At 71.9% G+C, this 25,709-nt stretch carries 24 protein-coding genes; 10 read left to right on the top strand and 14 right to left on the bottom strand.

Annotated elements, in window-relative coordinates:
• The first annotated feature begins 2 nt into the window (after positions 1-2).
• From OG432_RS26075 to OG432_RS26065, 3 genes are all read left to right on the top strand, one after another.
• A complete protein-coding gene (locus tag OG432_RS26075; protein WP_328313397.1) occupies positions 3-824 on the top strand; it encodes a thiazole synthase in 822 nt (273 codons plus the stop codon).
• A gap of 104 nt (positions 825-928) precedes the next feature.
• The gene (gene pknB, locus OG432_RS26070) at positions 929-2,914 is read left to right on the top strand and encodes a Stk1 family PASTA domain-containing Ser/Thr kinase (RefSeq protein ID WP_328313396.1); all 1,986 of its coding nucleotides are present in this window, start codon (positions 929-931) and stop codon (positions 2,912-2,914) included.
• Positions 2,915-2,921: 7 nt separating this feature from the next.
• The gene (locus OG432_RS26065; RefSeq protein ID WP_328313395.1) at positions 2,922-3,773 is read left to right on the top strand and encodes a deoxyribonuclease IV; all 852 of its coding nucleotides are present in this window, start codon (positions 2,922-2,924) and stop codon (positions 3,771-3,773) included.
• A gap of 52 nt (positions 3,774-3,825) precedes the next feature.
• Here OG432_RS26065 and OG432_RS26060 read toward each other — a convergent pair whose 3' ends face one another.
• Positions 3,826-4,458 carry a sulfite oxidase-like oxidoreductase gene (locus OG432_RS26060; RefSeq protein WP_328313394.1) on the bottom strand — a complete coding sequence of 211 codons (633 nt, stop codon included), beginning with the start codon at positions 4,456-4,458 and terminating at the stop codon, positions 3,826-3,828.
• 153 nt (positions 4,459-4,611) lie between these two features.
• On the opposite strand from OG432_RS26060, the gene bfr reads away from it, so the two are divergent.
• A complete protein-coding gene (gene bfr / locus OG432_RS26055) occupies positions 4,612-5,091 on the top strand; it encodes a bacterioferritin (RefSeq protein ID WP_328313393.1) in 480 nt (159 codons plus the stop codon).
• A gap of 46 nt (positions 5,092-5,137) precedes the next feature.
• On the opposite strand, the gene OG432_RS26050 is transcribed toward bfr, so the two are convergent.
• On the bottom strand, positions 5,138-5,410 hold the full coding sequence (locus tag OG432_RS26050; RefSeq protein ID WP_328313392.1) for a (2Fe-2S)-binding protein: 273 nt from the start codon (positions 5,408-5,410) through the stop codon (positions 5,138-5,140).
• Between the two features lie 163 nt (positions 5,411-5,573).
• Positions 5,574-6,914, bottom strand: a complete 1,341-nt coding sequence (locus OG432_RS26045; protein WP_443058456.1) for a class II 3-deoxy-7-phosphoheptulonate synthase — start codon at positions 6,912-6,914, stop codon at positions 5,574-5,576.
• A gap of 180 nt (positions 6,915-7,094) precedes the next feature.
• Between OG432_RS26045 and OG432_RS26040 the strand changes: the two genes are divergently transcribed.
• From OG432_RS26040 to OG432_RS26035, 3 genes are all read left to right on the top strand, one after another.
• Entirely contained in the window at positions 7,095-9,089 is a 1,995-nt protein-coding gene (locus OG432_RS26040) for an N-acetylmuramoyl-L-alanine amidase (protein ID WP_328313390.1), read from the top strand.
• 58 nt (positions 9,090-9,147) lie between these two features.
• Positions 9,148-9,204 (top strand): trp operon leader peptide, encoded by a 57-nt coding sequence (locus tag OG432_RS34965; protein ID WP_079033853.1) that lies wholly within the window; start codon positions 9,148-9,150, stop codon positions 9,202-9,204.
• A 104-nt stretch (positions 9,205-9,308) separates the two neighbouring features.
• Entirely contained in the window at positions 9,309-11,213 is a 1,905-nt protein-coding gene (locus OG432_RS26035; RefSeq protein WP_328313389.1) for an anthranilate synthase family protein, read from the top strand.
• 16 nt (positions 11,214-11,229) lie between these two features.
• Here OG432_RS26035 and OG432_RS26030 read toward each other — a convergent pair whose 3' ends face one another.
• The 5 genes from OG432_RS26030 to OG432_RS26010 form a co-directional block, all read right to left on the bottom strand.
• Positions 11,230-12,228: a 2-hydroxyacid dehydrogenase gene (locus OG432_RS26030; RefSeq protein WP_328313388.1), complete on the bottom strand. Its 999-nt coding sequence runs from the start codon at positions 12,226-12,228 to the stop codon at positions 11,230-11,232.
• A gap of 111 nt (positions 12,229-12,339) precedes the next feature.
• The gene (locus OG432_RS26025; RefSeq protein WP_328313387.1) at positions 12,340-13,368 is read right to left on the bottom strand and encodes a 6-phosphofructokinase; all 1,029 of its coding nucleotides are present in this window, start codon (positions 13,366-13,368) and stop codon (positions 12,340-12,342) included.
• A 191-nt stretch (positions 13,369-13,559) separates the two neighbouring features.
• Complete coding sequence (locus OG432_RS26020) at positions 13,560-14,258, bottom strand: response regulator transcription factor (protein WP_328313386.1); 699 nt, start codon at positions 14,256-14,258, stop codon at positions 13,560-13,562.
• On the bottom strand, positions 14,255-15,469 hold the full coding sequence (macS, locus tag OG432_RS26015; RefSeq protein ID WP_328313385.1) for a MacS family sensor histidine kinase: 1,215 nt from the start codon (positions 15,467-15,469) through the stop codon (positions 14,255-14,257). The genes OG432_RS26020 and macS overlap by 4 nt, the downstream gene beginning before the upstream one ends.
• A 59-nt stretch (positions 15,470-15,528) precedes the next feature.
• Complete coding sequence (locus OG432_RS26010; protein ID WP_328313384.1) at positions 15,529-16,308, bottom strand: lysophospholipid acyltransferase family protein; 780 nt, start codon at positions 16,306-16,308, stop codon at positions 15,529-15,531.
• A 156-nt stretch (positions 16,309-16,464) separates the two neighbouring features.
• On the opposite strand from OG432_RS26010, the gene OG432_RS26005 reads away from it, so the two are divergent.
• Complete coding sequence (locus tag OG432_RS26005) at positions 16,465-17,244, top strand: alpha/beta hydrolase (protein ID WP_328313383.1); 780 nt, start codon at positions 16,465-16,467, stop codon at positions 17,242-17,244.
• On the top strand, positions 17,237-17,863 hold the full coding sequence (locus tag OG432_RS26000; RefSeq protein ID WP_328313382.1) for a hypothetical protein: 627 nt from the start codon (positions 17,237-17,239) through the stop codon (positions 17,861-17,863). The genes OG432_RS26005 and OG432_RS26000 overlap by 8 nt, the downstream gene beginning before the upstream one ends.
• A gap of 494 nt (positions 17,864-18,357) precedes the next feature.
• Here OG432_RS26000 and OG432_RS25995 read toward each other — a convergent pair whose 3' ends face one another.
• The 6 genes from OG432_RS25995 to OG432_RS25970 form a co-directional block, all read right to left on the bottom strand.
• The gene (locus tag OG432_RS25995; protein ID WP_328313381.1) at positions 18,358-19,110 is read right to left on the bottom strand and encodes an endonuclease/exonuclease/phosphatase family protein; all 753 of its coding nucleotides are present in this window, start codon (positions 19,108-19,110) and stop codon (positions 18,358-18,360) included.
• A gap of 121 nt (positions 19,111-19,231) precedes the next feature.
• Positions 19,232-20,185 carry an ROK family glucokinase gene (locus OG432_RS25990; protein WP_328313380.1) on the bottom strand — a complete coding sequence of 318 codons (954 nt, stop codon included), beginning with the start codon at positions 20,183-20,185 and terminating at the stop codon, positions 19,232-19,234.
• 104 nt (positions 20,186-20,289) lie between these two features.
• Complete coding sequence (locus tag OG432_RS25985; protein WP_328313379.1) at positions 20,290-20,721, bottom strand: DUF5304 domain-containing protein; 432 nt, start codon at positions 20,719-20,721, stop codon at positions 20,290-20,292.
• Positions 20,722-20,790: 69 nt separating this feature from the next.
• Positions 20,791-21,921 carry an ArsA family ATPase gene (locus OG432_RS25980; RefSeq protein ID WP_328313378.1) on the bottom strand — a complete coding sequence of 377 codons (1,131 nt, stop codon included), beginning with the start codon at positions 21,919-21,921 and terminating at the stop codon, positions 20,791-20,793.
• Between the two features lie 2 nt (positions 21,922-21,923).
• Positions 21,924-22,403 carry an SRPBCC family protein gene (locus OG432_RS25975; RefSeq protein WP_328313377.1) on the bottom strand — a complete coding sequence of 160 codons (480 nt, stop codon included), beginning with the start codon at positions 22,401-22,403 and terminating at the stop codon, positions 21,924-21,926.
• 193 nt (positions 22,404-22,596) lie between these two features.
• Positions 22,597-23,358: a metallophosphoesterase family protein gene (locus OG432_RS25970; protein ID WP_328313376.1), complete on the bottom strand. Its 762-nt coding sequence runs from the start codon at positions 23,356-23,358 to the stop codon at positions 22,597-22,599.
• A 276-nt stretch (positions 23,359-23,634) separates the two neighbouring features.
• On the opposite strand from OG432_RS25970, the gene OG432_RS25965 reads away from it, so the two are divergent.
• Positions 23,635-25,431: an AMP-dependent synthetase/ligase gene (locus OG432_RS25965; protein ID WP_328313375.1), complete on the top strand. Its 1,797-nt coding sequence runs from the start codon at positions 23,635-23,637 to the stop codon at positions 25,429-25,431.
• The last annotated feature ends 278 nt before the right edge of the window (positions 25,432-25,709 follow it).

The following is a 25,709-nucleotide window of genomic DNA, read 5'->3' as shown; positions in this document are numbered from 1 at the left end:
CCATGGCCGACGACGCGCTGACCATCGCCGACACCACCTTCGCCTCCCGCCTGATCATGGGGACCGGCGGGGCGCCCAGTCTCGACGTCCTGGAACGGGCGCTCGCGGTGTCCGGCACCGAACTCACCACGGTCGCCATGCGCCGCCTCGACCCGACCGTGCGGGGCTCGGTCCTGTCCGTGCTCGACCGGCTCGGCATCCGCGTGCTGCCCAACACGGCCGGCTGCTTCACCGCGGGCGAGGCCGTACTCACCGCGCGCCTGGCCCGCGAGGCACTCGGCACCGCCTGGGTGAAGCTGGAGGTCGTGGCCGACGAACGCACCCTGCTGCCCGACCCGATCGAGCTGCTCGACGCCGCCGAGGTGCTGGTGGACGACGGGTTCACGGTGCTGCCGTACACCAATGACGACCCGGTCCTCGCCCGCAAACTGGAGGACGTCGGCTGCGCGGCGATCATGCCGCTCGGCTCGCCCATCGGCTCCGGGCTCGGCATCCGCAACCCGCACAACTTCGAGCTCATCGTGGACCGGGCGAACGTCCCGGTGATTCTCGACGCGGGCGCGGGCACCGCCTCCGACGTGGCGCTCGCCATGGAGCTCGGCTGCGCCGCGGTGATGCTGGCGTCGGCCGTCACCCGGGCCCAGGAGCCGGTCCTGATGGCGGAGGCGATGCGGCACGCGGTGGAGGCGGGACGCCTGGCGCGGCGTGCGGGGCGCATCCCGCGCCGCCACTTCGCGGAGGCCTCCTCCACGATGGCCGGGCGGGCCGCCCTCGACCCCGAGCGCCCGGCGTTCTCGCCCGACGGTCCCGCGTCGCGGCCGTAGCAGCCCGCCTTCCGGCCCGGTCCGCGTCACAGCTCGGCTTCAGTACGGCCCCCACCACGTACGCGGCGTGAAGGGGGCCGAGTGGCGCTCGTAAACTCTCCTCCGTGGATACGACCCTTCATGACCCCCTCGTCGGGCAGGTGCTCGACGGCCGCTACCGCGTCGACGCGCGCATCGCCGTCGGCGGTATGGCCACGGTCTACCGGGCCGTCGACACCCGCCTCGACCGTGTGCTCGCCCTCAAGGTGATGCACCCCGGCCTCGCCGCCGACGCCACGTTCGTGGAACGCTTCATCCGCGAGGCCAAGTCGGTCGCCCGGCTCGCGCACCCCAATGTGGTCGGCGTCTTCGACCAGGGCGCCCAGGACCAGTACGTCTATCTCGCGATGGAGTACGTCGCGGGCTGCACCCTGCGCGACGTGCTGCGCGAGCGCGGCGCGCTCCAGCCGCGCGCGGCGCTCGACATCCTGGAGCCGGTGCTCGCCGCGCTCGGCGCCGCCCACCGGGCCGGGTTCGTGCACCGGGACATGAAGCCCGAGAACGTCCTGATCGGCGACGACGGCCGGGTCAAGGTGGCCGACTTCGGCCTGGTCAGGGCCGTGGACTCGGTGACGAGCAGCACCGGCTCGGTCCTCGGTACGGTCTCCTACCTCGCCCCCGAGCAGATCGAGCACGGCACCGCCGACACCCGCGCCGACGTGTACGCGTGCGGCGTCGTCCTGTACGAGATGCTCACCGGCGCCAAGCCGCACGGCGGGGACACCCCCGCCCAGATCCTCTACGCCCACCTCCACGAGGGCATGCCCGCGCCGTCCGCGGCCGTGCCCGGCCTCGCCTTCGAGCTGGACGATCTGGTCGCCTCGGCGACCGCCCGCAACCCCGACGTCCGCCCGTACGACGCGGTGGCCCTGCTCGCCGAGACCCTCACGGCCCGCGCCGCCCTGGACGACGACCAGCTGGACGCCCTCCCGCCGGGCGCCCACGCCGTGGCGGCGGGGGCCGGCGCCGACGACCGTACGAGCGTCATCCCGCGGGCCGCGGCGACGCCGGTGACGCAGGTGACGCCGGCGGGCGTGCCGCTGCCCGCGGAGTCCGCCGGGCCGGATCCCGTCCACCGCACCAGCCGTCTGATCATGCCGCAGCGCGTCGAGGAGGGGCCGGAGCGGCGGCCGGTGCCGCGCGCGGCTCGCGGCCGGTTCGACAACCGGCGCGGGGTCGTCGCGCTGGTGACCGCGTTCCTGCTGATCCTCGGGGTCGGCGCGGGCGTCTGGTACATCAACTCCGGCCAGTTCACCCGGGTCCCCGCGCTCATCGGGCGGAGCGAGGACGCGGCGAAGAAGAAGCTGTCGGGCGCCGGGCTCGACCTCAAGAAGGTGGACCGGCAGTTCAGCGACACCGTCGAGCGGGGCCAGGTCATCTCGACCGACCCGGCGACCGGCGCCCGCATCCGCGGCAACGGCTCGGTGACGCTCGTCGTCTCGCGCGGCCCCGAGACGGCGCAGGTGCCCAAGCTCGACGGGATGCCGCTCGACCGGGCCAGGAGCGAGTTGCAGAAGGCGGGCTTCGCGCCCGGCGACACCACGAGCGAGTTCAGCGACGGCGTCGCGCAGGGCGCGGTGATCCGCACCGAGCCGGCGGCCGGCGTCAAGCGCCACACCGACACCGCGGTCGCGCTCGTCGTGAGCAAGGGCGCCCCGGTCGACATGCCGAATGTGGTGGGCGATCCGGTGGCCGACGCCACCGCCGCCCTCCAGGGCGCGGGTCTCAAGGTCACCGTCGCGCCCGACCAGGTCAACTCGGAGCAGGAGGCGGGCAAGGTGGCCGCACAGTCGGCGGCCGAGCACGCCCGGCTCACCAAGGGCGACACCGTCACGCTGACCGTGTCCAAGGGGCCCCGGATGGTCCCGGTCCCCACGGTGACCGGCCAGAAGGCGGACGACGCGCAGAAGGCCCTGGAGGCGGCCGGCTTCAAGGTGAAGGTCGACCGCAGCTTCCCGTTCCTCAGCGACGAGGTCTCCGGTCAGTCCGTCGCCGGCGGCAGCCAGGCCCCCGAGGGCTCCACCATCACGATCACCACCAAGGGACTGTAGTCACTCCATGCGCAACCCCATCGGCGGCCATGTGCCCGTGGCCGGCGGCCTCGCCACGGTCGGCCTCGCCTACGCGCGCGAGATCGGCGCCGAGACCGTGCAGGTCTTCGCCGCCAACCCGCGCGGCTGGGCCACCCCCACCGGGAACCCGGCCCAGGACGAGCGGTTCAGGGCCGAGTGCGCCGAGGCGTCGATCCCGGCGTACGTGCACGCTCCGTACCTGATCAACTTCGGTTCGCACACCGCGGCGACGGTGGAGAGGTCGGTGGAGTCGCTGCGGCACTCCCTGCGCAGGGGCCGGGAGATCGGGGCGCTCGGCGTGGTCGTGCACACCGGCTCGGCGACCGGCGGCCGGCCGCGCGCCGAGGCACTCGCGCAGGTCAGGTCGCATCTGCTGCCGCTGCTCGACGAACTGACCCACGACGACGACCCGTTCCTGCTCCTGGAGTCGACCGCGGGCCAGGGGTCCTCGCTGTGCTCGCGCACCTGGGACTTCGGCCCGTACTTCGAGGCCCTGGACGCGCATCCGATGCTGGGCGTCTGCCTGGACACCTGCCACATCTACGCGGCCGGGCACGACCTGGCCGGTCCCGGCGGGATGAAGCAGACCCTGGACCTGCTCGTGGACACCGTCGGCGAGGGACGGCTGAAACTGATCCACGCCAACGACTCCAAGGACGTGGCCGGCGCACACAAGGACCGTCACGAGAACATCGGCTCGGGACACATCGGCGAGGAGCCGTTCCGCGAGCTGCTCGGGCACCCGGCGACCGCGGGCGTGCCGCTGGTCATCGAGACGCCGGGCGGCAAGGAGGGCCACGCGAACGACGTGGCCCGGCTGAAGTCCCTGCGGGCCTGAGGACCTGCCCGGCGGATCCTGTCGGCACCCGGGGTTCTTCGGCGGGCCGCGCTCAGAGCTCGGGGCCGTCCCCGGGCTCCTCCTGGTAGGAGTAGCGCTGCTCGCGCCAGGGGTCGCCGACGTTGTGGTAGCCGCGCTCCTCCCAGAAGCCCCGGCGGTCGGCCGTCATGTACTCGATGCCGCGGACCCACTTGGGGCCCTTCCAGGCGTAGAGGTGCGGCACGACCAGGCGCAGCGGGAAGCCGTGCTCGGCGGTGAGCAGTTCGCCGCCGTTGTGGGTGGCGAAGACCGTGCGGTCGGAGAGGAAGTCGGCGAGGCGCAGATTGGAGCTGAAGCCGTACTCGGCCCAGACCATCACGTGGGTGACATCGGGTGCGGGCGGCGCGAGTTCGGCGATCGTGCGGGCGCTCACCCCGCCCCATTCGGCCCCGAGCATCGAGAACTTGGTGACGCAGTGCAGGTCGGCGACCACGGTCTCGAAGGGCAGCGCCGAGAACTCCTCGTGGTTCCAGCAGCGCTTGTCGCCGTCGGCGGTGGCCCCGAAGACCCGGAACTCCCAGCGCTCCGGCTTGAACTTGGGCACCGGCCCGTAGTGGGTGACCGGCCAGCCGCGCTGGAGCCGCTGGCCCGGCGGAAGCTCCGTCTGCGCTGCTCCCTGCCGCTCCCGGCTCTCCGGCTGACCCATGACTCCATGGTGACAGACCCCGGAGGGTGGTGATGACCAGGGACATCCCGATTCGGGCAACTCCTACTAAGCATGCACTTACTGGACGGTCCCGAATCACGGTGCAAGGATGCGCGAAACCTGCCCAGTTACCGCTTGGAAGGAGCCTCTGCGATGCAGGGCGACCCCGAGGTCATCGAATTCCTGAATGAGCAGCTGAGTGCCGAGCTGACGGCGATCAACCAGTACTGGCTGCACAGCGCGATGCAGGCCAACTTCGGCTGGACGAAGCTGGCCAAGTACACGCGTCACGAGTCGATCGACGAGATGAAGCATGCGGAGGTGCTGACCGACCGGATCCTGTTCCTGGACGGTCTGCCCAATTTCCAGCGGCTCTTCCATGTGCGCATCGGGCAGACGGTCACCGAGATGTTCCAGGCGGACCGGCAGGTCGAGGTCGAGGCGATCGACCGCCTCAAGCGCGGGATCGAGGTGATGCGGGGCAAGGGCGACATCACGTCCGCGAACATCTTCGAGTCGATCCTGGCCGACGAGGAGCACCACATCGACTACCTCGACACCCAGCTGGAGCTCGTCGAGAAGCTCGGCGAGGCGCTCTACATCGCGCAGCTCATCGAGCAGCCGGAGAGCTAGCGGGAGAGCCGGCGTTCAGGCCTGCGGGCTCGCGGGGCGGCGAGCGTCAGGCCGCGTCGTCGAGGGCGGGAGCGAATGGCGCCGTCACGGCTTCCGTCGTGACGGCGGTGAGCGCGGGAACGCCCTGGTCCACCAGCTCGCGCCGGGGGCAGGCGCCGCGTCCGAGCAGGGCCTGGATGCGGCGCACGCACGAACCGCAGTCGGTGCCGGCCTTGCAGGCCGAAGCTATCTGACGGGGGGTGCAGGCACCGCCGTCCGCGTGCTTCTTGACCTGCTCCTCGGTGACACCGAAGCAGTTGCATACGTACACGCGGTTCACCTCCCGTGGGCGCTCGGCGCGGGATCGTCATGGAAAGCCCGTCCCGATGACTCGGTGAGGCTAACCTAACCTTACCTGCCGCCCCGGGTGCGCAAAAGACCGGATACGCCAGTGGGGCGCGGATCACATGGATCCGCGCCCCACTGCCGCTGCGTACGGGAATTTACTGATCGCGGTACATCTCGGCGACCAGGAACGCCAGGTCGAGGGACTGGCTGCGGTTCAGGCGCGGGTCGCAGGCCGTCTCGTAGCGCTGGTGCAGGTCGTCGACGAAGATCTCGTCGCCGCCGCCCACGCACTCGGTGACGTCGTCACCGGTGAGCTCGACGTGGATGCCGCCCGGGTGGGTGCCCAGCGCCTTGTGGACCTCGAAGAAGCCCTTGACCTCGTCCAGGACGTCGTCGAAGCGGCGCGTCTTGTGGCCGGAGGCCGCCTCGAAGGTGTTGCCGTGCATCGGGTCGGTGACCCAGGCGACGACCGCGCCGGAGGCGGTGACCTTCTCGACGAGCTCGGGCAGCTTGTCGCGGACCTTGTCGGCGCCCATGCGGACGACGAAGGTCAGCCGGCCCGGCTCGCGGTCCGGGTCGAGACGGTCCACGTAGGTGAGCGCCTCGTCGACGGAGGTCGTCGGGCCGAGCTTGATGCCGATCGGGTTGCGGATCCGGGAGGCGAACTCGATGTGCCCGCCGTCGAGCTGCCGGGTGCGCTCACCGATCCAGACCATGTGGGCCGAGGTGTCGTACAGGTGCCCGGTGCGCGAGTCGGTGCGGGTGAGCGCCGACTCGTAGTCGAGCAGCAGGGCCTCGTGGGAGGCGTAGAACTCGACTGCCTTGAACTCGGCCGGGTCGGTGCCGCAGGCCTTCATGAAGTTCAGCGCGTTGTCGATCTCGCGGGCGAGCTGCTCGTAGCGCTGGCCGGACGGCGAGGACTTCACGAAGTCCTGGTTCCAGGCGTGCACCTGGCGCAGGTCGGCGTAGCCACCGGTGGTGAAGGCGCGCACCAGGTTCAGCGTCGAGGCGGACGCGTGGTACATCCGCTTCAGGCGCTCGGGGTCGGGCACGCGGTCCTTCTCCGTGAAGGCGAAGCCGTTCACGGAGTCGCCGCGGTAGGTCGGCAGGGTCACGCCGTCGCGGGTCTCGGTGCCCTTGGAGCGGGGCTTGGAGTACTGGCCGGCGATGCGGCCGACCTTCACCACGGGCACGGAGGCCGCGTAGGTGAGGACGGCGCTCATCTGCAGGAGCGTCTTGAGCTTGGCCCGGATCTGCTCGGCCGACACGGCATCGAAGGCCTCGGCGCAGTCGCCGCCCTGGAGGAGGAACGCCTCGCCCTGGGCGACGGCTCCCAGACGGGCACGCAGCTGGTCGCACTCGCCGGCGAAGACGAGCGGCGGATACGATTCGAGGTCCGCGATCACATCGCGCAGAGCCTCGGCATCGGGGTACTCGGGCTGCTGCGCCGCGGGAAGGTCACGCCAGGTGTTTACGTTCACGGTCACCGCACCCACATTACGTGGTCGGCAAAGCCGTCCATTCCCACGACCGCCAAATGAGACACCCGGGCACGCGGCCATGACCGTAAGGGCAGGCATGCGGTCCGGAAGGTCCCGATCGTGACCGACCATGATCATCCCCTGTTACTGTCACGCCAGTTACCGAATGTGGGACAAACGTGACCAGGGGTGGGTGTGAGCCGAAGCGTGACCGGCGGACAGCGGAAACACACGAAGGCGAAGCTGGTGGGGTCGGCGGTGGCCGGGGCACTGGCGCTCACCGCGCTCGGCCCGCAGGCGCTCGCGGCGCCGCTCGGCGCCGGCGGACAGACCCGGGCAAGCACGGCCCTCCAGGCCCAATTCGCCGGTGCCGCACGGGAGTTCAAGGTTCCCCAGAGCGTCCTCATGGCGGTCTCCTACCGTCAGACGCTCTGGGAGGACCACGACGGAAGGCCCAGCACGTCGGGCGCGTACAACGTCATGGGCCTGACCCGGGTGCTGCCCGGCGATGTCGAGCAGCCCAGCGCCCAGGACCGGCTCGCGCACCTCGATCTGAGCGGCGACCCGGCCGTCATGAAGCGGTTCGACGCCAAGAAGGCGCCGGCCGCCGAGCCCGCCGTCGACACCACGGCGCCCGGCCTGCACACCCTGGACGAGGCAGCGCGACTCATCGGCGAGCCCGTGGACGCGGTGCGTACCGACGCCGGCCGGAGCATCCGGGCGGGCGCGGCCCTGCTCGCCCACTACCAGCGCGCGGCGACCGGCTCGCTGCCCGCCGACCCGGGCGCCTGGTACCCGGCGGTGGCCCGCTACAGCCAGGCCCCCGACGCCAAGGGCGCCGACGCCTTCGCGGAGCGCGTCTTCGCCTCGGTGCGCTCGGGCGAGAGCCGGGTCACCACGGACGGCCAGGCCCTCGCCCTGCCCGCCGACCCCGGCGTCAGGCCGGCGGGCCCGGCGAAGAAGGCCCTGGCTGCCGACCCGGCCGCTCCGGCCCCCGAGTGCCCGGCCGGGCTCAACTGCGACTACCGGCCGGCCGACCCGAACAACTACAACGTGGCGACCCGGCCGGACAACGGATACGACATCCGGCAGATCGTGATCCACGACACCGAGGGCTCCTACGACGGCTCCATCAAGACCTTCCAGGACCCGAGGAGTTCGGCCAGCACGCACTACATCGTCAAGGACGACGGCAGCCTGGTCACCCAGGTGGTGGCGACGAAGGACGAGTCGTACCACGCGGGCAACAAGTCGGTGAACATGCACGCCCTCGGCATCGAGCACGTGGGCTTCGCCATGAAGCAGGGCAGCTGGTACGGAGAGCCGCTCTACGACGCGTCCGCGACGCTGGTGAAATACCTGGCCGGCCGGTTCTCCATCCCGCTCGACCGCGAGCACGTCCTCGGCCACGACGAGGTGCCGGGCCCGCTGGACGGCTATGTGGCAGGGCAGCACTGGGACCCCGGCCCGTTCTGGGACTGGAACCACTACATGTCCCTGCTCGGCGCCGACGACTGCGCCGCCCCCCGGATGCCCGCGGCCGGCCAGGTCGTCAAGGTCGTGCCGCCGTTCACCCCGCGCACCACGACGTACTACGACCCGGCCACCAAGGTCCGCACCACCTTCGACGAGCCCGTCAACTTCGGCTACCTGTACGCCGCACCGTCCACCGACGCCGCCCCGCTGAGCGACCCCTACCTGGGCGAGCAGGTCGCGACCGAGGGCCCGAACTGGGGCAACAAGGTCGTCGCGGGCGGCCGGTACGTCGTCGCGGACCGGCAGGGCGACTGGACGGCGATCTGGTACGGCGGGCAGAAGGCCTGGTTCCACAACCCAGGAGGCCGCTACACCTCGGCCGTCGCGCGCTCGGCGGCCCCGGTCGTCCTGAAGGCCAAGGGCGACGCCCCGGTGCAGGTCTACGGCCGCGCCTACCCCGAGGACGCGGCGTACGCGGGCACCGGGGTGCCGGTGCAGGGCAGCAACTCCGCCTCCCTGACGAAGTACGCCCTCCCGGCCGGGCAGGCCTACGTGGCCGCCGGTGACGCGGTCGCGGGCGACTACTACTACGGCGGCACCACGCTCGGCACCCTGGTCAAGGGCGCCCAGACCTTCTACCCGGTCCGGTACAACCACCGGATCGCCTGGGTGCGGGCGAGCGACGTCCAGGCGGTCACGCCCGGGACCCGCTAGAGATCCGACGGCACCGCCCGGCGGCGGTGCCGTCGGATCGTCGGGTAGAGTGCCCGCCATGTTCGCGCACTCGATCCAGAACTGGTGGTGGACCGCTCATCCGGCGGCCCGCTGATCTCTGCGCGTACACACAGACTCGCGAAGGCCGCCCCGAGGGGCGGCCTTCGGTGTTTCCCGGGCCGTTCCTCCCGCTCCCCACCGGAAGGAACCACCCGTCCCATGCTCATCGAGAGACTGCTGGACGAGGACTGCCCGCCGTTCGCGCTGCTGCGCAGGCGCACTCCGGGCCGTGACCACGACACCGTCGAGCTGCTGATCGGCGAGGTCCACGAGGCCGAGCACCTGGCCGACCTGCCCGTCGGGGAACTCCCCGCTCTCGCCCTGGTGCCGTTCCGGCAGATCAGGGAGCGCGGCTTCGACGTCCGCGACGACGGGACGCCGCTCTCGGTGCTCGTCGCGGCCGAGGCGCACGAGCTGCCGCTCGCCAAGGTGCTCGCGGAGCTGCCCACGCACGAGGTACGGGTCGAGGACGGCGCTTTCGACGTCGGCGACGAGGAGTACGCGGGCATCGTGCGGCGGGTGATCGACGACGAGATCGGCCGCGGCGAAGGCGCCAATTTCGTCATCCGCCGCACGTTCAGGGGCGAGATCCCCGGCTTCGGGCGGGCCGACGCGCTGGCCCTGTTCCGCCGCCTGCTGGAGGGCGAGCGGGGCGCGTACTGGACGTATGTGGTGCACACCGGAAACAGCAAGGGGCCCGGAGGGCCTTCCTCGGAAGGGCGGCGGCGGGCGACGGGCGGGCGCACACTCATCGGGGCCAGCCCCGAGGTGCACGTGCGGATGTCCGGCGGCACCGTCGTCATGAACCCGATCAGCGGGACCTATCGCTATCCGGCCGGCGGGCCCACTCCCGAGGACCTGCTGGCCTTCCTCGCCGACCGCAAGGAGACCGACGAGCTCTCCATGGTCGTCGACGAGGAACTCAAGATGATGTGCACGGTGGGTGACATGGGCGGCGTCGTGATCGGCCCGCGCCTGAAGGAGATGGCTCATCTCGCGCACACCGAGTACGAGTTGAGGGGCCGCTCCTCGCTGGATGTGCGCGAGGTGCTCAGGGAGACGATGTTCGCGGCGACCGTCACCGGCTCCCCGGTGCAGAACGCGTGCCGGGTCATCGAGCGCCACGAGCCCGGTGGACGCGGCTACTACGCGGGCGCGCTCGCGCTGCTCGGCCTGGACGCGGGCGGCGCCCAGACGCTCGACTCGCCCATCCTGATCCGCACCGCCCACATCTCCCCCGGGGGACGGCTGGAGGTCCCGGTCGGCGCGACCCTCGTCCGGCACTCGGACCCGGCGGGCGAGGTCGCCGAGACCCACGCCAAGGCCGCCGGGGTGCTGGCCGCGCTCGGAGTGCGCCCCGCCCGCCCGGCCGCCGAGTCGGTACGCCCCCGCCTCGCCGACGATCCCCGGGTGCGGGCCGCCCTGGACGCCCGGCGGGCCGGCCTCGCGCCGTTCTGGCTGCGGATGCGGGACCGCCCCGCGGAGCCGAGCGGCTCGGCGCTCGTGGTGGACGGCGAGGACACCTTCACGGCGATGCTCGCGCACGTGCTGCGCTCGGCGGGCCTGGACGTGTCGGTGCTCCGCTACGACGCCCCCGGACTGCGCGGGCGGGCCCTCGCGCATGAGGGCCCGGTGATCCTGGGGCCGGGTCCGGGCAACCCCGTGGACGCGGCCGACCCGAAGATGCGCCTGCTTCGCCCGCTCACGGCGGAGCTGCTGCGCTCGCACCGGCACGGGTTGCTCGGGGTGTGCCTGGGCCACGAGCTGATCGCGGCGGAACTCGGCCTGCCGATCGTCCGCAAGCGGGAGCCCCACCAGGGCGCGCAGGTGCGGATCGATGTGTTCGGCCGCGAGGAGACCGTGGGCTTCTACAACAGCTTCGCGGCGCGCTGCGCGCAGGCGCCCGCGGGGGTCGAGGTGTCGCTGGACCCGGTGACCAGGGAGGTGCACGCGCTGCGCGGCGCCGGCTACGCGGGCATCCAGTTCCACCCGGAGTCGGTGCTGACGCTGCGCGGCCCGGAGATCGTCAGGGAGCTGCTCGCGGGGGTGGCGGCGGTCCGCTGAGGCCGCGCCGCCCGGCTCACGGAGCGGCCGGTACCAGGATGTTCTCGGTGTGGCGGCCTTCCGCGTAGGCCGCCACGTTCTCCACGGTCGCCGCGACGATCTGGCTCACCGCGTCCACGGTGTAGTACGCCTGGTGCGAGGTGACCACCACGTTCGGGAAGGTCACCAGGCGGGCCAGGGTGTCGTCCTCGACCGCGTCGAGGGACCGGTCGTGGAAGAACAGCCCGGCCTCGGCCTCGTACACGTCGAGCCCGACGCCGGCGAAGCGGCCCCTGCGCAGCTCGTCGACCAGCGCATCGGTGTCGATCAGGCCGCCCCTGCTGGAGTTGACGAGGATCGCCTCGTCCTTCATCGCGACGAGCTCCGCGCGGCCGATGATGTGGTGCGTCGAGGGCAGCAGCGGCACGTGCAGGCTGATCACGTCGGCGGCGGCGAGGAGGTCGTCCTTGTCGACGTACGTCATGCCGAGCTCCACGCAGGCCGGGTTCTGCGCCACGTCCCAGCCGAGCAGGTTCATGCCGAAGCCGTGGGCGATCCGGGTGAAGGCCTCGCCGATCTTGCCGGTGCCGAGCACGCCGACGGTGCGCCCCCGCAGGTCGCGGCCGAGCAGTCCGTCGAGGCGGAAGTCGAAGTCGCGGGTGCGGTTGGACGCCCGCACGATGCGGCGGTTGACGGCCATCGCCAGGGTCCAGGCGAATTCGGCGACGGAGTACGGGGAGTAGGAGGAGACCCGGGCGATGGTGAGGCCGAGGCGCTCGGCCACGTCCAGGTCGATGTTGTTGAAGCCGGTGGAGCGCTGGGCGATCAGCTGGGTGCCGCCGACGGCGAGGCTCTGCAGGACCCGGGCGCCGAGGTCGGCGTTGACGCTGGTGGAGATCGCCTCGTAGCCGGCGGCGATCGGCGCCGTGTCCTCGGTGAGGAAGACATCGAGACAGCGCACCTGGTGGCGGCCCGCGAAGGCCCGCTCGATCAGCGGCTTCTCGTCGGCCTGCACGCCGAATGCCAGGATCTCCACGATGCTCCCTTGGGGGCACTCCCGGGCGTTTCGCCGGGCATGAGGGCTATGGGCCGGATATCGCGAATATACGGCCCACAGCCCCGCCCTGCCCGGCCGGGACGGTCCGGGTCAGCCGAAGAAGACCCCTACCTCGGCGTAGAGCGCGGGGTCCACCGTCTTCAGCTTGGCGGTCGCCTCGGCGATCGGCACCCGCACGATGTCGGTGCCGCGCAGCGCCACCATCTTGCCGAAGTCGCCGTCGCGCACCGCCTCGATGGCGTGCAGCCCGAAGCGGGTCGCGAGCCACCGGTCGAACGCGCTCGGGGTGCCGCCGCGCTGCACGTGGCCCAGGACGGTGGTCCTCGCCTCCTTGCCGGTGCGCTTCTCGATCTCCTTGGCCAGCCATTCGCCGACGCCCGACAGGCGCACGTGCCCGAAGGAGTCGAGCGTGCCGTCCTTGAGCACCATCTCGCCGTCCTTGGGCATGGCGCCCTCGGCGATGCAGACGATCGGGGCGTAGGAGGCCTTGAAGCGTGAGGTGACCCAGCCGCAGACCTGGTCGACGTCGAAGCGCTGCTCGGGAATGAGGATGACGTTGGCGCCGCCGGCCAGGCCCGAGTGCAGGGCGATCCATCCGGCGTGCCGGCCCATGACCTCGACGACCAGGACCCGCATGTGCGACTCGGCCGTGGTGTGCAGCCGGTCGATCGCCTCGGTCGCGATGCCGACGGCGGTGTCGAAGCCGAAGGTGTAGTCGGTGGCGGACAGGTCGTTGTCGATCGTCTTGGGCACGCCGACGCACTTGATGCCGTACTCGTCACTGAGGCGGGCCGCGACACCGAGGGTGTCCTCGCCGCCGATCGCGACCACGGCGTCGATCTCGTACTTGGCGAGGTTCTCCTTGATACGGCGGACGCCGTTCTCCGCCTTCAGGGGGTTGGTGCGCGAGGAGCCGAGGATGGTGCCGCCGCGCGGCAGGATGCCGCGCACCGCCGGGATGTCCAACGGGACGGTGGCGCCCTCCAGTGGGCCGCGCCAGCCGTCCTTGAACCCGGTGAACTCGTATCCGTACTCCTGCACACCCTTGCGGACGATGCCCCGGATGACCGCGTTGAGCCCGGGGCAGTCGCCGCCTCCGGTCAGTACTCCGACCCGCATGGAATGGTCCCTTCACCTGGGAGTGACGTACGCGGTCCACGCTAGTGGTGACGTACGTCACTCCGGGATGGGGTGAAAGGTCAATTCATGGGACAAGAAAGGGAGTTGATGACCCGTCGTTCACCCTCACGAGGGATGGCGCTCGCGGGGGGGGCGGCGCTCACGAGGCCGGCGCTCACGAGGCGCGAGCCTCAGCCGTCGCCGACGCTGTCGAGGCCGCGCTCTATCGCGTAGCGCACGAGCTCCACCCTGTTGTGCAGCTGGAGCTTGCCCAGGGTGTTCTGGACGTGGTTCTGCACGGTGCGGTGCGAGATCACCAGGCGTTCGGCGATCTGCTTGTAGCTCAGGCCCTTGGCGACCAGGCGCAGCACCTCGGTCTCGCGCTCGGTGAGCCGGGGGGCCTTGGGCTCGTCGGCGGTGGCGGGCGCCGGGTCGCTCGCGAGCCTGCGGTACTCGCCGAGGACGAGACCGGCGAGGCCCGGTGTGAACACCGGGTCGCCGACGGCCGTACGGCGCACCGCGTCGGTCAGCTCCTCGGTGCTCGCCGACTTCAGGAGGTAGCCGAGCGCGCCCGACTTCACCGCCTCCAGGACATCGGCGTGCTCGCCCGACGCGGAGAGGACCAGCACCCTCAACGCCGGGTTGGCCGCGACCAGTTCCTTGCAGACCTGCGCGCCGGGCATCCCCGGCAGGTTGAGGTCGAGGACCAGGACGTCGGGCGCCACGGCCTGGGCCCTGCGCACCGCCTGCGGTCCGTCGCCGGCCGTGGCGACCACGTCGAAGCCGGCGGCGGCCAGGTCGCGGGCGACCGCGTCGCGCCACATCGGGTGGTCGTCGACCACCATCACCCGCACCGTCGCGTCCGCCCGCCCGCTCTGCTGCTCCGTCATCCGTGCCGTCCTGCCTTCCCCCGTGGGACCTTCAGTTCAACTTCCGTGCCCTGGCCCGGTACGGAGATCAGCTCCGCCGTGCCGCCCAGGTCGCGCAGCCTGCCACGGATCGAGAGGGCGACGCCCATGCGCCCCTCCCCCTCGGCCTTCTCCAGCCGGCCCGCCGGGATTCCGGGCCCGTCGTCCCGTACCGTCACGACCACTTCGTCCCCCCAGTCCTCGACCAGGATCCAGGCCTGGGCGGACTCCCCCGCGTGCATACGGACATTGTCCAGGGCGGCACTGACAGCGGCCGCCAGCTCCCGTGCGGCTGCGGGTGCGAGCAGCACCGGGGCGCCGGGTTCCGCGAAGGAGACCTTCGCCCCGGCGTGCCGGGCGAGCAGCGAGCGCAGGTCGACGGCGCCCGGGGCGCCCGGTTCGTCGTCGACCTCCACCACCCGCACGACGGCGCCGTTCGCCACGTCCTCGGAGGCCCGGCTCGTCGGCACCAGGCCACTGGAGACGAGGGTGCGCAGGGCGACCTCCTGCTCGCCCGCCAGCCGGCCGAGCTCGGCCGCCTCCCCGCCGAGCGCACTGGCGCGGCGCTGCACCATGGCGAGCACCTGGAGCACGCTGTCGTGGATGTCGCGGGCCAGACGCTCGCGTTCGCGGGTGGCCGCCTCGATCTCCAGGGCTCGGGCGAGCGTGGCCTCACTGGCCCGAGCCACCTCCACGATGTAACCGATCGCGATGGAGGCGATCCACACGAGGAGCACGTTGTGGAAGGTGTCCCGGGTGGGGTGGGCGCGCTCGACGATGTTGGCCACGGCCACGAGGGAGGAGGCGAACGCGGCCCAGCGCCAGCCTCCCTTGATCCCGTACGCGAGCACCGCCCCGGCCGTCGCTATCGTCGGCAGCGTCGGGCCGTCGATGTGCTGGGCGTCCATGTCGGCGAGCGGGGTCAGCAGGATGCCGGTCATCACCACGGCGAGGTCGAGGGCGAGGAAGGGCTTGGTGCAGGCGGCCGCGTTGGCCACCCGGGGCAGGGTCGCGAAGTTCCACACCGTGAGCACGGCCAGGTACCCGATGCCGACCCAGGGCCGTTCGAACTTCTCGTATCCGTTGGCGAAGAGCGCGAGGGCGTAGAGGGTGGTGAGCACCCGGTAGCCGGTCAGGGCACGCCACAGCGGCAGTTCCACCGACATCCGTACGACTCGTTCGCGCTTCGCCATTTCCCACCCCTGGACGCCACCGACACACACCCCGCACACGGCCCCCCGGCCGGGCGCGGCTAGTCGCCGGGCCGCTCCGCACGCTTGGCCTGCTCGATCTCGCGCGCCTTCTCCGCCCGCTCGGCGGCCTTCTGCTCGTCCGCGACCCGCTTGGCCTCGTCGGCGATCTGCCGCTTGGCGGCGGTCGCGTAGATGTCGACGTACTCCTGGCCGGAGAGCTTCATGATCTCGTACATGACCTCGTCGGTCACCGAGCGCAGGATGAAGCGGTCGCCCTCCATGCCCTGGTAGCGGCCGAAGTCGAGCGGCTTGCCGATCCGGATGCCGGGGCGCATCAGCTTGGGGACGACCTTGCCGGGCGGCTGGATCTTCTCGGTGTCGATCATGGCGACCGGGATGACCGGGGCACCGGTGGCCAGGGCGACCCGGGCGAGACCGCCCGGCTTGCCGCGGTAGAGGCGGCCGTCGGGCGAGCGGGTGCCCTCCGGGTAGATACCGAAGAGCCCGCCGCCCTTGATGACGTCGATGCCGGCGTTGATCGCGGCCTCGCCGGCCCCGCGCGCGCCCGAGCGGTCCACCGGGAGCTGGCCGACGCCCTTGAAGAACGCGGCCGTCAACTTGCCCTTCACACCGGGCGAGGTGAAGTACTCGGCCTTGGCGATGAAGGTCACCTTGCGGTCGAGGACGGCGGGCAGGAAGAAGGAGTCCGAGAACGAGAGGTGATTGCTCGCGAGGATCGCCGGTCCCTCGGCGGGGATGTTCTCCAGGCCCTCCACCCACGGCCTGAAGGCGAGCTTCAGCGAGCCGCCGATGGAGAACTTCATAGCGCCGTAGATCAACTCGGATGCCTTCCTGTGCTTGTCGAACAGACCTTAACCCGTGCGGGAGCCGCCCTCCCGCGCGACGGCTCTGGTCGGTGTCGGTCCGGTCGCGTACCGTGAAGTACGACTCCCTCGCACAACCCCCCGCCCCCGCTCATGAACAGGAGACCCCTGGTGCCGGTCCTCCCTGGAGCCGAGCCGTTCCGCCACGAGGGCGGAGAGGTCGGCGTCCTCCTCTGTCACGGTTTCACCGGTTCCCCGCAGTCGCTGCGCCCCTGGGCGGAGTACCTCGCGGAGCGCGGCCTCACGGTCTCGCTGCCGCTCCTGCCCGGACACGGCACCCGCTGGCAGGACATGCAGCTCACGGGCTGGCAGGACTGGTACGCGGAGGTGGACCGCGCCCTGCGCGAGCTCCTTGAGCGCTGCTCCCACGTCTTCGTCTTCGGGCTGTCCATGGGCGGCGCCCTGGCGCTGCGCCTGGCCGCGCGGCACGGCGACACGGTGAGCGGCCTGGTGCTGGTCAACCCGGGCAACAAGGTGCACGGCGTGGCCGCCCGTGCGCTGCCGGTGGTCCGCCACTTCGTTCCGTCCACGAAGGGCATCGCGAGCGACATCGCCAAGGAGGGCTCCGAGGAGATCGGCTACGAGCGCGTGCCGCTGCACGCGGCGCACTCGCTGCGCACCTTCTTCAAGATGGTCGACGGCGAACTGCCGCAGGTGACCCAGCCGTTGGTGGTCCTGCACAGCCCGCAGGACCATGTGGTGCCGCCCGTCGACTCGGCACGGATCCTCAGCCGGGTGTCGTCCACGGACGTCGAGGAGATCCTGCTGGAACAGAGCTACCACGTCGCGACGTTGGACCACGACGCGGAGCGGATCTTCGAGGAGAGCTACTCGTTCATCGGCCGCCTCGCTCCTGGGGTCAAAGAGAAGGGGAGCACGACCGGTGGCTGAGCACGACGCGGACCGCGAGCCGCAGCCGATCGACGAAGAGGCTGCCTGGGCGGCGATCGTGGCGGGATACGGCGAGGAGCCGTCCGACCCGCCGGGCACCAGACCGTTCCGACCGGTGGAGGACCTCGTCCTGATCGAGGACGAGCCGGACACGGCGGAGAGCGACGGGGCCGACGGGGCCGACGGAGAGGACCGTGAGGACGGCGGCGGGCCCGGACGCGCGGCGGCGGCCGGTCCCGAGGCACCCGACAAGGGCCTCGACAAGCCGGCGCTCGGCAGCTCGGTGGTGTTCGCCCCCGGCGTGCGCGGCCCGCGCGACTTCCGGCCCGCCGAGCCCCTCGACCACGACGTGGACGGCTCGGACGGCTCGGACGAGGGCCACTTCGTACCGCCGGAGCCGCCGCCGCTGCCCGAGGCCGACGTCACGGCCAAGTTCGCCTGGCTCGGCGTGGTCGGGGGCCCGCTGCTGCTCCTCCTCGCCGCGGTCTTCGGCTGGGACATGACGTGGTGGCTCACGACGTTGGGGGTGGGCGGGTTTCTCGGGGGGATCGCCACGTTGTTCGCTCGGATGCAGCCGGATGAGGACGACGATGATCCTGGGCGGGGCGCGGTCGTCTGAGCGGGTTCGCTCCGCGGGGGGTTCGTTTCGTCTGCGGGCCCATCGCGCCTGCTCACGCCCCCAATCCCGCCTCAGCGTACGAACCGCGCCCGCGTCCCGCGCGGTTCCCCGCGCCCCTGAAAACCCCGCTTTCGTCCGCGGGCCGTGGACGGCTGGTCGCGCAGTTCCCCGCGCCCCCAAAAGCCCGTTTTCGGGTGCGGACCGTGCCCGCTTCTCGCGCAGTTCCCCGCGCCCCTTGTAGGGCACCCGGAGCCGCGCGATGTTGCAGCCCCGCGCCCCTTGGCTACTCGGTGCCGGCCAGCATGGGCATCCTCAGCCCGTCATGGGGGTCCCCCCTGGCCCTCAAGGCCTTGGGGGAGATTGAGGACGAGCGCCCTTAAGGCGCGAAACGGGGTCTGGGGCGGAGCCCCAGGGAGCCGGGCCTCGCCAACCCCGCTGCACGGGCGGGTGGGTGGGGAAACGCGCGAACGGGGGCTGGGGCGGAGCCCCAGGGGTTATCGCGTGGGGACGCGGAGTGCCGCCAGTACCGGCAGGTGGTCCGTGGCGGACAGCAGATCGTCCGGCCGCGTCAGGGGCAACGGCACGCCGCAGGCCAGGACTTCGACACCCGGGGTCGTGAAGATCGCATCGATCCGCTGATGCGGGTCCCCGGGCGTGGAGGTGAACTCCCCGCCCCACGGGGCCACTTCCCAGCAGTCCCTCAGCCCCGCGGACAGCCGGGTGAAGCCGCGCCCGCCGGGCCGTTCGTTCAGGTCGCCGCCGGCGATCGCATGGTCCACACCCATCCCGGCGAGCCGGTCGAGCAGCGCGCCCGCCTGCTCGTACCGCTCGGCCTCCTGGAGGCTGAGATGTGCGCTCAGGACACCGATCCTGGCCCCGCCGATCCGTACGACCGCGGTCGCGAAGCCCCGCCGGTGCAGCCCGGGGGTGAGCGGGAGCAGCACGTCCTCGGTGCGTTCCACGGTGGCCCGCAGGGAGCACAGGAGCATGGGGCCCGCGGCCGTGGCGCCGCCGCCGAGGACCACCAGGTCCGTCGCCGCGGCCAGGCGCGCCGCGGCCTTGCGCCAGCGGAAGAAGCGCGGTGCCTCCTGGATCAGGACGAGATCGGGCGCGCAGGCGCGGATCACCCGGGCGAGCGCCGCGTTGTCGTCGCGCATCGAGCGGATGTTGTAGCTGAGGACACGGATCACGGCCGAGCCGTTCTCCGTCGCGGACGCGGGCATTCCGTCGGCAGGGTGGGTGGTCATGGTCCACAACGTATGACAGCGCCCGCCGGTCCGGGGAGGACTCGGGGGCGCTGTCGGTGGTACGGGTCCCGCGAACCCGTACGGGTCGTACGGGTTCGTACGGCCCTGCGGCCGTGCGGTCCTACATGATCGGGTCCGGCTGGCGCGCCAGGTCGGCGGCGCCGACCAGGCCGGCCTTGTTGCCGAGCTGGGCCGCGATGACGTCGGCGACCGGGCGCCAGTTCCCGCCGACCAGCCAGCGCTTGTAGGACTTGCGGATCGGGTCGAGCACCAGCTCGCCCTCGTCCGAGAGCCCGCCGCCGACGATGAACGCCGACGGGTCGAAGAGCGAGGCCAGGTCGGCCAGGCCCGCGCCCGCCCAGCGCGCCAGCTCGCGGTAGGAGTCGACCGCGACCGGGTCGCCCTGACGGGCGGCCATCGAGATGTGCTTGCCCTCGATGCCCTCGGGGGTGCCGTCGCCGAGCCCGAGCAGGAACTCGGCGCGCTCGGGGGTGGCGTTGGCGCGCTGCTTGGCGTAGCGGACCAGGGCACGGCCGGATGCGTACTGCTCCCAGCAGCCCTGGCTGCCGCAGCCGCACAGCAGACCGTCCGGCACCATCCGGATGTGCCCGAACTCGGCGGCCACGCCGAAGTGGCCGCGGCGCAGCTTGTTGCCGATGATGATGCCGCCGCCGAGGCCGGTGCCGAGCGTGATGCAGATGACGTTGCGGTGGCCCTTGCCGGCGCCGAAGCGGTACTCGCCCCAGGCCGCCGCGTTGGCGTCGTTCTCGACGACGACGGGGAGGCCGACGCGCTGCTCGACCTTCTCCTTCAGCGGCTCCTGACGCCAGTCGATGTTGGGCGCGAAGTAGACGGTGGACCGCTGCCGGTTGACGTAACCGGCGGCCCCGATGCCCACGCCCACGATCTCGTGCCCGGCGCGCGCGCCGTCGACGGCCGAGGCGATCGCGTCCACGATGGCATCGGGCGTGCCGGGAGTCGGCACCTTGTGCGTCGAGAGGATGTTGCCGTCCTCGTCGACCACGCCCGCCGCGATCTTCGTGCCGCCGATATCGACACCGATGGTGAGTCCCATGAATCCCTCAGTTCGGTCGAGCCCCGCTACGGCCAACCGTACCCGAGGCGGGGCGGCATCCAGCGTGCCGAGCCCGCCTTCGTCCGGGGGGTGAGACCGGGGGTTCAGTCGAGGTCGATGTGTTCGGTCGGGCCGGGGCCCTCGTCGCGCTTGCTCGTGTCGTCGGACGTCCAGCGGCGCTCATGGCCCTCGACGGCCGACCGGTAGGCGGCCAGCAGCTCGCCGCCGGCCGCGGCCAGGTGGTCGAAGACCTCGGGGTTGCGCTCGATGACGGGCTCGACGGCCGACTTCGCCTGGCTGATCAGCTGCTGCACGGCGCCCTGTGCGGCCATGCCGGAGAGACCCGCCGGGCCGGCGAAGATGCCGCCGACCTTGTCGGCCACGGCGTCGAACAGCTTGCGCAGCTCCTCGGCGGCGGAGCCCGGTGGGGTGCCGTACTCGGCGCGCAGGCGCTCCTTCTCGGCCGCCAGGTCCTCGGCGCAGGCGTCGGCCCAGGCATCCGCGTCGGGTGCGGGGCGCTCGGTGGCTTCGCTCATGGCGGACTCCAGCAGCTGGTTTCCTACGGTGTTGTTTCCTTCGACGTTACCCGAACGGCGGTACTGCGTTCAGCGTCCGCGGGGCCACAGCTCGGGATCCGGTGCGCAACGGATCTCCAGGACGCCGTCGTGCAGGCCGGCCCCCGTGACGGTGCAGCGGCGCAGCGCGGACGGCAGCGGCACGATGCGGCGGAACGGGCCGACGGTGAGCAGGAGTTCGTCGCCGCGCCGCACCAGCGAGAGTCCCTCCTTGACGGCGCCGGGCAGCGGCAGGCTCCACACCAGGACGTCGTCGTCGGCGAGCCGGTCGGTGACGGTCCACCGCGGGCCGGCGTCGCCGGGCCCGGACGGGCCGGGCCCGAGGCCGAGGAGCTCCAGGTCGTCGTCGCCGCGCGGGTCGCGCCCGAGGTGCGCCACCTCGCACACCGCGGGGTACTCGTCGGTCAGCTCGGCCAGATGTTTGCGCTGCTGGGCGACGAGCCCGGCGAGCCAGGGGTCGGGGGTCTCGGCGGGCAGCAGCCGGTTGGCGACCACCGTGTCGAGGGCGAGCCGCTGGACGGCGAGGCCGAGCCGGGCGGTGCGCAGGGCTTCGGCCGCGGCCTCTCCGGGCTCCGCGACGAGCCGTACCGTCGTGCCGGGGTCCTCGATGACGCCCTGCACCGCGGCGAGTTCGAGATCCCAGCGCGCGGCGGTCTCGTACAGCCACTGCGCGGGCATGGGGACCCCGGCGAGCTGGGCGAGGACCGGGCGCAGCGAGCGGGCGGCCTGGCGTTCGGGCGGCAGGAGCCGGCGCAGATAGCGGCGCAGCTGCTCGGGCAGGGCGAGCAGGGCGAGCGCCCGGTCGGCCGGCGGGAGGTCGACGACGAGCAGCCCGGGTTCTTCGGCCGCGGCCTCGCGCAGGGCGCTGAGCAGGGCGAGCTGTTCGGCGCCGGGAAGTTCGGTGAGTTCCTCGGCGTCGAGGCGGGAGGCGCCCAGCAGGTCGAGGGCGGCGCCCGCGCGGTCCTGGAAGGCGAGGAGTTCGGCGCGGAAGTGGGCCGCCGCGTCGATGCGCCGCACGGTGACCCCGGCGAGGTCACCGGGCAGCCGGTCCGAGGTCAGCAGGGTGACCCGGGCGCCGCGGCGGGCGGCGGCGCGTGCGGTCGCCGCCGCGACGGTGGTGCGGCCCGCGCCGCCGGGGCCGGTGACCAGGACCGTACGCACGTCTAGAGCTTCTCGGCCCCGTCGGCGGAACCGGCCGCCGCCTCGCCCGGCCCGCTCTCGACGCGCTTCTTCAGGCCGGCGAGCGCGCGGTCGATGATGACCTTCTCGGCCTTGCGCTTGATCATGCCGAGCATCGGGATCTTGACGTCGACGGTCAGCCGGTAGGTGACCTCGGTCTGCCCGCCGGGGGCGTCGGCGAGGGTGTACGAGCCGTCGAGGGTGCGCAGCATCTGGGACTTGACCAGCGTCCAGCTGACCGTGTCGCCCTGCCAGGTGTAGGCGAGGGTGTGGTCGTCCTTGATGGCTCCCGCGTCGAGCAGCAGGCGCACCTTCTCGGCGTGGCCCCGGGCGTCGGTGGAGAGCACCTCGGCCTCCTTCACCTCACCGGTCCACTCCGGGTAGCGGGCGAAGTCCGCGATCACTCCCATGACGTCGGCGGGGGCCGCCTCGATGGTGATAGACGAGCTGGTGTGTTCCGCCATCGTCGTGGCTCCTCCAGTGCGCGGTCCGGTGGGTCTGGGTCTCCCCCGCCCGGCGGGGCCTGCGGCGGTGGGGAGGTGTGTGCAGGCTATCGCGTACGGGCCGGTGGCCGGTCCAGTGGCCGGGCCACCCCGCGCGGGCGAGGGACGGGAGGTGGCCGGATCGCCACGGGCGGGCGACGGGCGGGGGGGCGGCTCACCACTCCAGGGCGAACGGCCGTGAGGTGGCGGCGAAGTGGCCGACGTTCACGCATTCGGTGCGGCCGATCCGCATGCGGCGGGCCAGCGGCTGGTGGACGTGGCCGAACAGGGAGTAGCGGGGCCGGGTCTTCCTGATCGCGGCGAGCAGGGCGCGCGAACCGCGCTCGAAGCGGCGGGCCACGGTGTCGTACACGAGCTCGGGGACCTCGGGCGGGATGTGCGAGCAGAGCACGTCGACCTCGCCGAGCGCCTCGACCTTGGCGGCGTACTCCTCCTCGGAGATCTCGTACGGGGTGCGCATCGGGGTGGGCAGGCCGCCGCCGACGAAGCCGAAGACACGCCCGGCCAGCTCGACGCGCTGGCCGTCCAGGACGGTGGTGCCCGGCCCCGCGTACTGCGGCCAGAGGTCCGGTATGTCGACGTTGCCGTACGTGGCGTACGTCGGGGTGGGGAAGGCGGCGAACAGCTCGGCGTACTGGCGTCGGACCGCGGCCTCGATCGCGGCCTCGCGGTCGAGGCCGGCCCACAGCGAACGCCCCAGCTCACGGGCCTCGTCGAAGCGCCGGGCGGTGCGCAGGGCGACGATCCGGTGGGCGTTCTCGACGCCGAAGAGGTCGGGGAAGATGCCGCGCGCGTGGTCGGCGTAGTCGAGGAAGAGGACCAGGTCACCCAGGCAGACCAGCGCGTCCGCGCCCTGGCCCGCCCGTGCCAGACCTTCGGCGTTTCCGTGCACGTCACTGACCACATGAACTCGCATGCGAGCCACCTTAGGCCGTCGGACCTGCGGTTACTTCCGAGTGGTCAAAGGTGTGGACTACTGTGCGCGAAGCAGAGTCAAAGTTGTGTGACGCACCGAACATCTGGCCAGAACCCCCTATCGGGAACCCACTACCCATGGGTAACGTCCGGGCAGTCCAGTCGTGCTCGGAGAGTTCCGCCCCCCACGGATCCGCCGGGCACCTGCCCGATCTTGGACCGCAGCCGGTGCATCACACAGAGCCGTGGCGCCGGCGCCCGATGAGGAGCAGCAGTCTTGCGCGAGTTCAGCCTTCCGGCCCTGTACGAGGTCCCTTCGGACGGCAACCTGACGGATCTGATCCGCCGCAATGCCACGCAGCACCCCGATGTCGCGGTGATGGGCCGCAAGATCGCGGGTCCCTGGGCCGATGTCACCGCCCGCCAGTTCCTCGCCGAGGTGCGCGCCGTCGCCAAGGGCCTGATCGCCGCGGGCGTCGAGGCGGGCGACCGGGTCGCCCTGCTCTCGCGCACGCGCTACGAGTGGGTGCTGCTCGACTTCGCGATCTGGAGCGCGGGCGCGGTCACCGTGCCGGTGTACGAGACCAGCTCGCCCGAGCAGATCCAGTGGATCCTCGGCGACTCGGGCGCGACGCTCGCCATCGTCGAGTCCGCGGCGCACCACGCCTCGGTGTCCTCGGTCCAGGCCGGGCTCCCCGCCCTCAAGAGCGTCTGGGAGGTCGAGGCGGCGGCCGTGGAGCGGCTCACCGCGATGGGCGCGGACGTCTCCGACGACCTGCTCGACCAGCGGATGTCCTCGGCCCACGCCGACGACCCGGCGACGATCGTCTACACCTCGGGCACCACCGGCCGCCCCAAGGGCTGTGTGCTGACCCACCGCGCGTTCTTCGCGGAGTGCGGCAACGTGGTGGAGCGGCTCAAGCCCCTGTTCCGCACCGGCGAGTGCTCGGTGCTGCTCTTCCTGCCGGCGGCCCACGTCTTCGGGCGGCTGGTCGAGGTGGCCTCGGTGATGGCGCCGATCAAGCTCGGCTGCGTCCCCGACATCAAGAACCTCACCGACGAACTCGCCTCGTTCCGGCCGACGTTGATCCTCGGAGTGCCGCGCGTCTTCGAGAAGGTGTACAACTCGGCGCGCGCCAAGGCGCAGGCCGACGGCAAGGGCGCGATCTTCGACAAGGCCGCGAACACCGCGATCGCCTACAGCACGGCGCTCAGCACGGACGCGGGCCCGTCCGTGGGCCTGCGGATCAAGCACAAGGTCTTCGACAAGCTCGTCTACAGCAAGCTGCGGGCGGTGCTCGGCGGGCGCGGCGAGTACGCGATCTCCGGCGGTGCGCCGCTGGGCGAGCGGCTCGGCCACTTCTTCCGCGGCATCGGCTTCACGGTCCTTGAGGGCTACGGTCTCACCGAGTCGTGCGCGGCGACCGCGTTCAACCCGTGGGACCGGCCGAAGATCGGCACGGTCGGGCAGCCGCTGCCGGGCTCGGTGGTACGGATCGCGGACGACGGGGAGGTGCTGCTGCACGGCGAGCACCTGTTCCAGGGGTACTGGAACAACGAGGCGGCGACCGCGGTCGCGCTGGCCGACGGCTGGTTCCACACCGGGGACATCGGCACCCTCGACGAGGACGGCTACCTCGCGATCACCGGCCGCAAGAAGGAGATCATCGTGACGGCGGGCGGCAAGAACGTCGCCCCGGCGGTGATCGAGGACCGCATCCGTGCGCATGCGCTGGTCGCGGAGTGCATGGTGGTCGGCGACGGGCGGCCGTTCATCGGCGCGCTCATCACCCTCGACGAGGAGTTCCTGGCCCGCTGGGCCGAGGAGAACGGCAAGCCCGTGGGGTCCACGGCGATCTCGCTGCGCGACGACGCGGAGCTCCTCGCGGAGGTGCAGCGGGCGGTGGACGACGGGAACGCGGCGGTCTCCAAGGCGGAGTCGGTACGCAAGTTCCGCATCCTGGGGGCGCAGTTCACGGAGGAGGCGGGGCACATCACGCCTTCGCTGAAGCTCAAGCGGAATGTCGTGGCGAAGGATTTCGCGAACGAGATCGAGGCGATCTACACGCCCTGAGGGTGCGGCCCCCTGGGGCTCTGCCCCGGACCCCGTTCGCGCCTTAGGGGCGCTCGCCCTCAATCTCCCCCAAGGCCTCAAGGGCCAGGGGGGACCCCCATAACGGGCTGAGGATGCCTCTGCCAAGCCCCGTAAGGGGCGCGGGGAACTGCGCGACCAGCCACGCACGGCCCGCGGACGAAAACGAACCGGGGTCCGGGGGCGAAGCCCCCGCCGGGGTCCGGGGGGGGGCGCGGGGCTGTGACCTTGCGCGGCTCCGCCGCGGCGGGCGCGACCCC

Origin of the sequence: Streptomyces sp. NBC_00442, assembly GCF_036014195.1 — a bacterium.
Classification (GTDB): Bacteria; Actinomycetota; Actinomycetes; order Streptomycetales; family Streptomycetaceae; genus Streptomyces.
This window is presented reverse-complemented; position numbering and strand designations above follow the sequence as displayed.